At 71.1% G+C, this 10,216-nt stretch carries 8 protein-coding genes and 1 pseudogene; 5 read left to right on the top strand and 4 right to left on the bottom strand.

Annotated features, from left to right (window positions below):
- The coding region (locus tag AC1DY2_RS09200) for a rhamnogalacturonan lyase family protein (RefSeq protein WP_476762142.1) at positions 1-3,101 on the top strand (3,101 nt) is incomplete at its 5' end.
- 21 nt (positions 3,102-3,122) lie between these two features.
- On the opposite strand, the gene AC1DY2_RS09195 is transcribed toward AC1DY2_RS09200, so the two are convergent.
- Together AC1DY2_RS09195 and AC1DY2_RS09190 are read right to left on the bottom strand one after the other, a co-directional pair.
- On the bottom strand, positions 3,123-3,944 hold the full coding sequence (locus AC1DY2_RS09195) for an NAD-dependent epimerase/dehydratase family protein (RefSeq protein ID WP_476762141.1): 822 nt from the start codon (positions 3,942-3,944) through the stop codon (positions 3,123-3,125).
- 26 nt (positions 3,945-3,970) lie between these two features.
- Entirely contained in the window at positions 3,971-4,687 is a 717-nt protein-coding gene (locus AC1DY2_RS09190) for a hypothetical protein (RefSeq protein WP_476762140.1), read from the bottom strand.
- A 15-nt stretch (positions 4,688-4,702) separates the two neighbouring features.
- Between AC1DY2_RS09190 and AC1DY2_RS09185 the strand changes: the two genes are divergently transcribed.
- Complete coding sequence (locus AC1DY2_RS09185) at positions 4,703-5,497, top strand: NADPH-dependent F420 reductase (protein WP_476762139.1); 795 nt, start codon at positions 4,703-4,705, stop codon at positions 5,495-5,497.
- Positions 5,498-5,503: 6 nt separating this feature from the next.
- Here AC1DY2_RS09185 and AC1DY2_RS09180 read toward each other — a convergent pair whose 3' ends face one another.
- The gene (locus tag AC1DY2_RS09180; protein ID WP_476762138.1) at positions 5,504-6,619 is read right to left on the bottom strand and encodes an epoxide hydrolase family protein; all 1,116 of its coding nucleotides are present in this window, start codon (positions 6,617-6,619) and stop codon (positions 5,504-5,506) included.
- A gap of 57 nt (positions 6,620-6,676) precedes the next feature.
- On the opposite strand from AC1DY2_RS09180, the gene AC1DY2_RS09175 reads away from it, so the two are divergent.
- The gene (locus AC1DY2_RS09175; protein ID WP_476762137.1) at positions 6,677-7,408 is read left to right on the top strand and encodes a M23 family metallopeptidase; all 732 of its coding nucleotides are present in this window, start codon (positions 6,677-6,679) and stop codon (positions 7,406-7,408) included.
- A gap of 35 nt (positions 7,409-7,443) precedes the next feature.
- Here the strand turns inward: AC1DY2_RS09175 and AC1DY2_RS09170 are convergent, their stop codons facing one another.
- The gene (locus AC1DY2_RS09170) at positions 7,444-8,415 is read right to left on the bottom strand and encodes a DUF2510 domain-containing protein (RefSeq protein WP_476762136.1); all 972 of its coding nucleotides are present in this window, start codon (positions 8,413-8,415) and stop codon (positions 7,444-7,446) included.
- Between the two features lie 137 nt (positions 8,416-8,552).
- Here AC1DY2_RS09170 and AC1DY2_RS09165 point away from each other — a divergent pair, with 137 nt between their 5' ends.
- Both AC1DY2_RS09165 and AC1DY2_RS09160 read left to right on the top strand, forming a co-directional pair.
- Positions 8,553-9,017 (top strand): pyridoxamine 5'-phosphate oxidase family protein, encoded by a 465-nt coding sequence (locus AC1DY2_RS09165; protein WP_476762135.1) that lies wholly within the window; start codon positions 8,553-8,555, stop codon positions 9,015-9,017.
- Between the two features lie 167 nt (positions 9,018-9,184).
- A pseudogene (locus AC1DY2_RS09160) lies at positions 9,185-10,216 on the top strand (hypothetical protein); the annotation flags it as partial.

The following is a 10,216-nucleotide window of genomic DNA, read 5'->3' as shown; positions in this document are numbered from 1 at the left end:
CCGACGGGGCGGCTCCCGCCTTCGAGGACGCCGACGTCGAGCTCGGCGAGAGCTACGACTACGCCGTCGCCACCCTCAAGGGCGACCGCGCGTCGCGCCAGTCCGACCGCGTGACCGTCGCCGTCGTCGACGCGAGCGTGCCCCTGCCGGCCGTGCCCACGGGCATCGCGACGACCGCGATCGACCGCAACTCGGTCACCCTCGCGTGGGCCGACGCCGGCGACGCCGTGCAGTGGAAGGTGTTCCGCTCGACGCGGGCCGACATCCCGTTCGAGCAGGTGGCGACGGTCAGCGAGCCGACCTTCACCGACACCGACGTGCTGACGACGCGGCCCTACCTCTACCAGCTCGTCGCGCAGAACGCGGGCGGTTCGTCCGCGGCATCTGGTGCGTACGCCACCGAGGTGGCGACCACGCTCGTGCGCCAGGTCGAGTATCTCGACCGCGCGCCCGTGGCCGTGAAGACCGACGACGGCGTCTACCTCGGCTGGCGGCTGCTGGGTCTCGACGACCGCGACCTCGGCTTCAACGTGTATCGCGACGGCGTCCGGATCACCGACGAGCCCATCACCGACACGACGAATTACGTCGACGCCGACGGCACCGCCGACTCGACCTACCTCGTCACCGCGCTGCAGGGCGAGGGCGACACGGCCCGCGAGGTCACCGTCGCCGACGACTTCGGCGTGTGGAGCGACCAGTTCCTCGACATCCCGCTGACCAAGCCGGCCGACGCGGTGCTGCCCGACGGCAAGACGGTCACCTACTGGCCGGGCGACGGCACGGTCGGCGACGTCGACGGCGACGGGGAGTACGAGCTCGTCTTCCTCTGGAACCCGTCGATCTCGAAGGACAACTCGCAGTCGGGCTACACCGGCAAGGTGTACGCCGAGGCCGTGGAATTCGACGGCACGAGCCTGTGGCGCATCGACCTCGGCGTGAACATCCGCGCCGGAGCGCACTACACGCAGCTCGAAGTGTTCGACTTCGACGGCGACGGCCGCTCGGAGGTCGCGTTCAAGACGGCCGACGGCACGGTCGACGGCGTCGGCAACGTGATCGGCGACGCGACGAATGACTACCGGAACGCGTCGGGCTACATCCTGAGCGGGCCCGAGTACCTCACGGTCTTCGATGGGCAGACCGGCGCGGCGATCGACACCGTCGACTACAAGCCCGGCCGAGGGTCGGTCAGTGCGTGGGGTGACGCCTACGGCAACCGGGTCGACCGGTTCCTGGCGGGCGTCGCCTACCTCGACGGTGAGCACCCCTCGCTCGTCACGAGCCGCGGATACTACACTCGCACGGTCATCGTGGCGTGGGATCTCGTCGACGGCGAGCTCGTCGAGCGCTGGACGTTCGACTCCAACGTGGCCGGCAAGGAGTACGAGGGCCAGGGCAACCACCAGTTCGTGCCCGCCGACGTCGACCGCGACGGCCTCGACGAGATCGTGTTCGGGGCGCTGACCATTGACGACGACGGCACGCCCCTCTACAACACGAAGCTCGAGCACGGCGACGCGCTGCACGTCGGCGACTTCGTCACCGACCGTGCCGGCCTCGAGGTGTTCGGCGTGCACGAGCACCCCGCGGGCAACGGCGGCGTCATCGCGTCGATGCGCGACGCCGAGACCGGCGAGGTCATCTGGTCGAACTCGGGCGACAAGGACACCGGACGCGGGACCGCGGGCGACATCGACCCGAGCCACCCCGGGGCCGAAGCGTGGAACATCGGCGGCGACTACGCCTGGAATTCGCCGACCGGCACCCTGAAGTCCGCCTCGGGCGAGGTGCTGTCGACCGACATTCCGGCGGCGAACTTCGTCACCTGGTGGGACGGCGACCTCCTGCGCGAGATCACCGACCACGACTACTCCGAGGCGAACGCCTCGGGCGTGCCGACGATCTCGAAGTGGGACCCGGCGGCCGAGAAGGAGGTCGAGCTGCTGCGCCTCGACGGCACCCTCACGAACAACACCACCAAGGGCAACCCCGTGGTGCAGGCCGACCTGTTCGGCGACTGGCGCGAGGAACTCGCGGTGCGCCTGGCCGACGGCAGCGGCATCCGCATCTACACGACGACGGATGCCACGGACACGCGCATCCCGACGCTGATGCACGACGCGCAGTACCGCGTGGGCGTGGCGGGGCAGAACTCGGCGTACAACCAGCCGCCGAACCCGTCGTTCTTCATCGGCGAGGGCATGGCCGAGCCGCCGGCGGCGTCGATCGCGTACGTCGGCGCTCCGGCTGCCGACGAGACCGCGCCCGTGGTCGCCGGACTCCCGTCGGGCACGGTCGTGGCGGACGCCCCGCTGCAGTTGGCCGTCACCGCCGACGACCCCGAGAGCGGCATCCGCTCGCTCGAGGTGACGTTCGACGGCGAGGCGGTCGCGCCCGACGCGGCGGTGGATCTCACCGGGCTCGCCGGCGAGCGCACCGTCACGGTGCGGGCGATCAACCACGCGGGGCTCGTCACCGAGTCGTCGAGCACGATCCTCGTCGTGCCCGCCGACGGCGCGGCATCCGCCCCGGGTCGTGGCACGCTCTCGAACACGAGCGGCTGGGAGTACGGCCTGCACGACGGCACGTACGACGTGGTCATGAACCTGTGGCGGGGCACGCCGGGCAGCATCTTCCGCCTCTACGAGAACGGCGTGCTCGTGGCGACGAAGGTGCTCGGCGACACCGCCGGCATGAGCCAGACCACGGGCGTCTCCTTCGAGGGCAAGCCGAACGGCACCTACGTCTACACGGCGGAGCTCATCAACTCCAAGGGCTCGACGGCGACGACGTCGACGACGGTCAAGGTGACGGATGCCGCGCCCGGCACGCCCGTCGTCAGCACCGACCAGCGCAAGGGGGCGAGCTCCTTCACGGCCACCGCCAACCTCTGGTGGGGCACGAACGCGACCTCCTACCGCTTCGAGCTCGACGGGGTCGTCGTCGGATCGGGGTCGCTCGTCGCGGCCACCCCGTCGGCACAGGTCGCCTCGGTAAAGCTCTCGGGCGTGGCATCCGGTGCGCACACGCTCGTCGCGGTGTTCGCGAACGCGAACGGCGAGACGGCGTCGAAGCCGGTCACGGTGACGGTGAAGTAGCGGCTGCTCATCCGGTGGGCGTCACCCCCAGGTCTCGCCCACCGGATGCGCGTCGTCGGTGAACACCCCGCCGAGGGGGCCGTACGGCGCGAGTGCCGCCGGTGCGGTGCCGTCCGCGATGCGGGAGGCAGACCGCGAGTCGTCTTCGGGCCGGTAGCCCATGGCGTGCCCGGCCTCGAGCGAGAACCACCCGTCGGCGTTGTCGGAGACGCCCCAGACGAGGTGGTGCCGGCCGTCGTCGAGCACCGCGGCGGCCTCGATGAGACGGGTCATGTCGCCCGGCGAGAGCCACTGGGCGGCGCCACGACGGTCGCCGGCCTCCGACGTGAAGGCGCAGATGCGCGCGCTGACGATCGACATGCCGAAGCGGTCGGCGTAGAGGCTGCCGAGTGCCTCCATCGCTGCCTTGCTCACGCCGTAGAACGTGTCGGGACGGGGAAGCAGGGGCGCGTCGGATGCCGCGTCGACCGCGGGCGCGAATCCGACGGCGTGGATCGAGCTGGCGAGCAGCACCCGGCGCACCCCGGTGTGGCGGGCCGCCTCGAGCACGCGCTGCGTGCCGTCGATGTTGACCCGGAGCAGGTCGGCCCACGGCCGCTCGGACGAGAGCCCGGCGAGGTGCACGACGGCGGATGCCCCGGCCAGCACCTCGCGCATGCCGGCGTCGTCCTCGATCGCGACGTCGTGCCAGGTCGCACCGTCGGGCAGGTCCATGCCGCTCGGCACCGGGGCCGTGTCGACGAGGCGGAGCTCACGCCCCGGCCGGCCGAGCAACGGCACGACCTCGCGCCCGATGCGTCCGGCGGCGCCGGTGATGACGATGGTCTCGGTCTCTGCGGGCAACGTCGCGGTCCTCTCCTGGATGGGCCTCACCAGTCGGCGTACTCCACATGCTCGACGGTGATCCCGTCTTCGGAGTCGACCACCGCCCGCGTGCCGTTGGGTCCGAACAGCCGCAGGTCGTACTTCGTGGCGTCCATGTACACCGTGTACCCCACGTCCGTGTCGAACGGCAACTCGGCGATGACCTCGCCGTCGGGCGTGATGAGCTGGGCATGGTCGGTGGTGACGGCCAGCCGCGTGGGATAGGTGCCGTCGGGCAGACGCACGGACTCGAGCGCGTCGGCGGCGGTCTCCGCGACCGCGGCGTACTCGCGTTCGGTGGCGGCCTGCTCGGCCGCGATCTCGGCACTCGACAGTGTCGGCTCGGGCGGCTCGAGGCGCTCGGAGAAGACGAAGAGGAACGCGAACTGCAGCACGCCGAAGAACGTGAGCACGAGTGCGATCGCGGAGACCACGAGCCCGGCGACGCCGATGGCGGGCGCGGGCCGGCCACTTCGCCGAACGCGCACGACCGCGACGATGGCGGCCGCGAGCCCGATCGCGGCGAGCAGCGCGCAGACGACGATGGTCACCGGGTCGGCAAGGAACAGGTTGACGGAGCCCAGGATCGCGAGGATGCCGAGCACCAGCGAGGTCCACGCGAGCGCGGTGGTGCCCCGCGGAGACCCGACCGGGGCAAGTGTCGGCGTGGGTGCTCCCGGCGCGGCGGGGTCGCGGGTCGCTTCGGGCTGCGGTGCCGACATCGAGGTGGCCTTCGGGTGGGGTGGGTCGGAACGCTCCGGCCCGCTTCGGATGAGCCTCGCATCCCGCGCGGGTTCTGCGGAAGGCCCAGTCTGAGGGATGCCGCAGAATTCGCGTGGACCGGGAACACCGCGAACAGGCGCACCGTTGGCCAGAGCATGACGACACTCGGAATCATCGGAGCAGGACACATCGGCAGCCAGGTCGCGCGGGCCGCGATCGCGAACGGGTACGAGGTGGTCATCGCCAACTCGCGCGGCCCCGAGACGCTCGCTGACCTCGTGGCCGAGCTGGGCCCGAAGGCGCGTGCGGCGACGGCCATGGATGCCGCGGCGTCGGGTGACGTCGTGGTCGTGACGGTGCCCTTCAAGGCCTTCGACGCGATCCCGGTCGAGCCGCTCGCCGGCAAGGTCGTGATCGACACGAACAACTACTACTGGGAGCGCGACGGCCACGTCGCAGAACTCGACGAGGGCCGCAACACGGTCACCGGGATGCTGCAGCAGCACCTCCCCGAGAGCCGCGTCGCGAAGGGCTTCAACCACATCACCGCTCGCGACATCACGACCGACGGCACTCCGGCCGGCACGCCCGGTCGGCGCGCGCTGGCGACGGCGAGCGACTTCGCGGATGCCGCGGAGTTCGTGACCGATCTCTACGATCGCTTCGGCTTCGACACCGTGAACGTCGGGCCGCTCGCCGAGAGCTGGCGGGTCGAGCGCGACCAGCCCGCGTACTCGGCCGGCGCGCAGACGCGCGACGAGCTCGTCGCCAACCTGGCAAAGGCCGAGCGCACCGCCTCGGCCGCCTAGCGCGCCTCAGCCCAGCGTGGCGACGAACGCCCGCACGCGCTGAGCGAGCTCGGCGGGCACCTCGCCGATGGCGAAGTGCCCGCCCTCGTCGAGGCGGTCGAACTCCCGCAGGTCGAGATAGTGGCGGCGGGCGATCGACTCGGGGTACGTGCCCTCGTGGCGCTGGATGTAGACGGCCGCCGGCACCGCCGTGGGCGGGATGGGGTCGGGCTGGTCGGCGCCCTCGTAGTAGGGGCGGAACGACGACCCGATCGACTGGGTCACCCAGTAGATCATCGCCTCGGTGAGGATGCGGTCGCGTGAGATGTGCCGCTCGACTGCTGCCGGATCGCCGGGTGGGGTGTCGCTCCAGCCGACGAGCTTCTCGGCGAGCCACGCGAGGAGCCCCGCGGGGGAGTCGTTGAGCGCGACGGCGAGCAGGTCGGGGCGGGTCGCCTGGATGTGCCCGTATCCGCCGTCGGGGCCGTGGCGCGCGGCGAGGTCGTCGAAGAACGCGCGCTCAGCGGCATCCGTCAGCGTCTCGCGTTCGTCGCCGGTGGGGAAGTGCGCGTGCGTCGCGACGATGCCTGCGACCTGCTCGGGGTAGCGCGCGGCGATGAGGTCGCTGACGTTCGCCGTGACGTCTTCGCCGTAGGTGACGTAGCGCTCGTAGCCCAGCACGTCGGTCATGAGGGCGTGCATGGTCGCCGCGAGTCGCCGCTCGGTCATGGGGCCGTCGGCGTAGGGCGACGAGAAGGCGAACCCCGGCAGGCTCGCGACGACGACGTCGAAGTCGGGCAGCTGGTCGGCGAAGTCGAGCTGGAGCGCGAAGGTGTGGGGCCAGCCGTGCATGACCAGCAGCGCCGGGGCATCGGGCTGTGAAGACCGCAGGTGCACGAAGTGCACGTCGGCCTCGTCGATCGTGGCGATGAACTGTGGATGGCTATTGAGCCACGCCTCGCGTGCCCGCCAGTCCCACTCGAGCCAGCTGTCGACGAGTTCGCGCAGGTAGGCCGCGCTCATCCCCGAGGCGGGGGTGCGGGGCGAATCGGGAAGGAGCCTCGTACGCGCCAGGCGCTCGCGCAGGTCGTCGAGCACGTCGTCGGAGACATGCACCTCGAAGGGCCGAACAGTGGTGACCATGCGCCGAAGCTACTCCGGGCTGCCGACATGCGCCCGCGACGGCTACCCTCGCTCACCATGGAGTACACGCTCGAGCACCCGTTCGTCGTCGACTTCCCATTGCGCGGCGACGGTTGGATGGCCGTCACGACCCCCGCGCACCGGGTACCGAGTCACGGCACCGACCTGCTGGGGCAGCGATACGCGTTCGACCTGCTGCGGGTCGACCGACGCAGGGGCGTGCACTTCCACCCGGCGAGCGGGCTGCGCGGCGAGCTCTTCGGCGGCCGCACGCGCGAGAGCTACGCGTGGGGTGCGACCATCCACGCGCCGTTCGACGCAGAGGTCGTGCGCACGGTCGACGGGATGTCGGAGCGGCAGTGGATCCATCCGGCCCGCGAGCTCTGGCACCAGTTGAGGAACGCCGCGACCTTCTCGCCCGAGAAGCTGCCGTCGATCCTCGGCAACCACGTGATCCTGCGGCACACCGTCGGCGTCAACGAGGCCCACTCCGTCGCCGACGCCGCCCCCGTCTTCGCCGCCCTCGTGCACCTGGCCCCGGGCAGCGTCGCGGTCGCCGAGGGACAGCGGGTGCGCACGGGTGACGTGCTCGGACGCGTCGGCCACACGGGCAACTCCACGTCGCCGCACCTGCACTTCCAGCTCATGGACTCGCTCGACGCCATGACGGCTCGTGGCATCCCGTGCGCGTTCCGCAGCTATGAGGTCGAGCGCGACGGCGGCTGGGTTCCGGTCACAGACGGCATACCCGGGCGCCGGGCGCGCATCCGCTCGGTGCAGGCAGAGTGATCGGATGCCGCGAGCAGTCCTCGCGGCATCCGGGATCACTGCAGGTTCGTGAAGACCGCGTCGTCGTAGTCGAAGCTCGGCGCGATCTGCATGGTGAGCGAGTTCGGGTCGGCGACCGACCACGCCGACTGCCAGGTGACTGACTGCCCGGGCAGGATCACGGTGGTCGGCGGCACGCCGATGTCGCCGCTCTCGGAGACGTCGAAGATCTGGCTGCCCTCCTGGCCGCCCGACGCGAGGCGGGGATACGGCAGCGGCTCGAGGTTCTCGGTCGAGTTGTTGGTGATCGTGATCGTGAAGACGAGGTTGCTCGCGAGGTCCGCGCCCGCCGCGTACTCGCTGGGCGTGTACGGCTCGGGCGCCGAGACCGTGAGTTCCACGTCGTCCTCCCACACCATCGTCTGCCCGAAGGACAGCGTGTCGACGGCGTCGGGCGCGGGCTCCTCGGCGAGCGGCTCCTCCGCCGCTTCCTCGGCGGACTCGGATGCCTCGGCGATCGCCCCGTCGATGTCCTCGAACGCCTCGTTGAACGAGGTGGAGACGACCGTGAAGAACACGACCACGGCCACGACGGTGCCGACGACCGACAGCGCCAGGCCGGTGATGGCCGGCCACTTCGCGCCCTTGAGGAACAGGGCGACGATCGACAGCACGAACGCGATCGGCAGGAGCACCCATCCGACGACGAGTGCGCCGGGGATGCACGCGAAGATGAAGCCGATCGCCGCGACCGCCAGGGCGATGATGGCGAGCACGTGCGGCTTGCCGGCGGGTGCAGCCGGCGCGGCATCCGCCGTCACGACCGTGCTCGTCGCGCCGGGCCCGTACACCGGCTGCGCCTCGCCCGATGCGTATGCGGGCGCCGTGGGATCGGCGGTCGTGGCGGCGGGCGCCGCGGTAGCGGGTGCGGTGTGATCCGTCCAGGCATTCCCGTCCCAGTATCGGAGCGTTCCGCTGCCGGACCCATCGTCGTACCAACCTGCAGGAGTCCCCGGTGCATCGCTCATGCGTTCGATGCTGGCAGAGGATGGCACGCACCGGCCAGGAAAGCTGTACCCCAGATCGGGGTACAGGCGAGGATCGGCGTCGGGTCGCTCGCGACGTCCGCGTGACGCCCGCCCGCCCCGCGACTACCGTGAGCGGCATGGACGTTTCGGTGTGGAATCGCGACCAGGCTGCGGCCGCCGCCCGGCGGGTGGTCGAGGACAATGACTACCTGACCCTCGCGACCGCCGGCGCAGAGGGCACGCCGTGGGCGACCCCGGTGTGGTTCGCCGCCGACGGATTGGCGCAGTTCTTCTGGGTGTCGCGGATGACTCGCCGGCACTCGCACAACATCGAGGAGCGTCCAGAGGTCGCTCTCGCGATCTTCGACTCGACGACGCCCGTCGGCGAGGCGGAGGCGGTGTACGTTCAGGCGCTGGCCGGCCAGGTCGACGATGCCGAGCTGGGGGCCGCGCTCGCCGTGTTCGCTGAGAAGTCGATGGCACGCGGCATCCGGGTGTGGGACGAAGCGGATGTCACGGGTGACGCGCCGCATCGCCTCTACGTGGCGCGCGCGACCGAGGTCTTCGTGCTCGATCCGAACGAGCAGCGGGTGCGGATCTGATCGGTGCGGAGTCGTTTCGCGCGTCGGTGTCGGCGCCGCGAGCGGCGCGCGGTCGGGCGGCGAGCCGGGTGCGGCATCCGTCCCTGCGGTCGTAGCATCGGGGGAGCGCGCGACGTCGGCTCCATGGCGGTGCCGGCGGTGTGCGAGCCCCCGCCCCCGGAGCCCCAGTGACCATACCCGCTGACCACGACCTGCCCAGTTTCGTCGTGCCCACCGACGCGTTCGAGCATCGCCCACGCCGGCACATCGCACCCGGCGACGGCCTGCGACCGCGGCGCCTGGCGGCCGCGCCGCCCGAGTCCGAGCTCGAGGCCGAGGCCGAGGCCGAGGCCGCCGAGCCTGCCCGGGCCGGCGCCGCTGCGGCAGCCGAGACCGGCCGCGCCGACATCCAGCGCTACTACCTCTGCTGCATGGAACCCGACGGCGAGTTCGTCGAGGTGATCGTCGCCGTCTCCGATGCGGGACGGCGCCGGTACTTCACGACCGCCGACGGTCGGCGCTTGACCGAGGTCGAGGAGGACTACTTCGACCTCCTGCGCGAGAGCGGTGCACGCTCGATGCTCGAGCTCGACGACCGCGAGATGGGCGAGCTCGAGGCCGAGTTGCGCTTCGTGCGCTCGGTGCGTGGCCGCGACCCGCTGCTCGAGATCGAGCCGCCCGATGAGCTGGTTGAGGCGCGCCTCACACAAGTGGATGAGGCACACGCTTCGGGTGCCGCGCAACCGCCAGGGCCGGTTGCCCCCGAGGACGAGACACCGTTCGAGCCGGTTGCACCGCCGCCGCCTGAACCCCCGGTGACGGATGCCGCTCCGCCGGGGCATCCGGCGACCGAAACCGAGACCGCGACCACAACCGATGACGATGACGACGACGCGGGCGACCTGCCCGACTGGACGATTGAGGAGTTCGAGGCCGTGATGATGGGATCCACGACGACGTACGAGCAGGTCGCAGCCGAGGCATCCGCCCCGACCGGCGACGAACCGCAGGTCGCGCTCGACGCCATCGCGCAACCGTTGCTCGACGCCGTCGCGCAGGTGTCGCTCGCCAAGGGCATCGCGTTCGTCGCGCACCGCGGCCAGGTCGACCGGGTCGGCGCCGCGTACATCGATCACCCGGGCCGCGTCGCCGAGCGCTTCGACCCGGTGCACGACCCGATCGCCGCGGCATCCGCGTGGCTGCACGACGTGCTCGAAGGC

The sequence above is a fragment of the Agromyces sp. P1_H4 genome (assembly GCF_056405255.1).
Note: the sequence above shows the minus strand (reverse complement) of the source record. Positions and strands in the feature narration are given on the sequence as shown.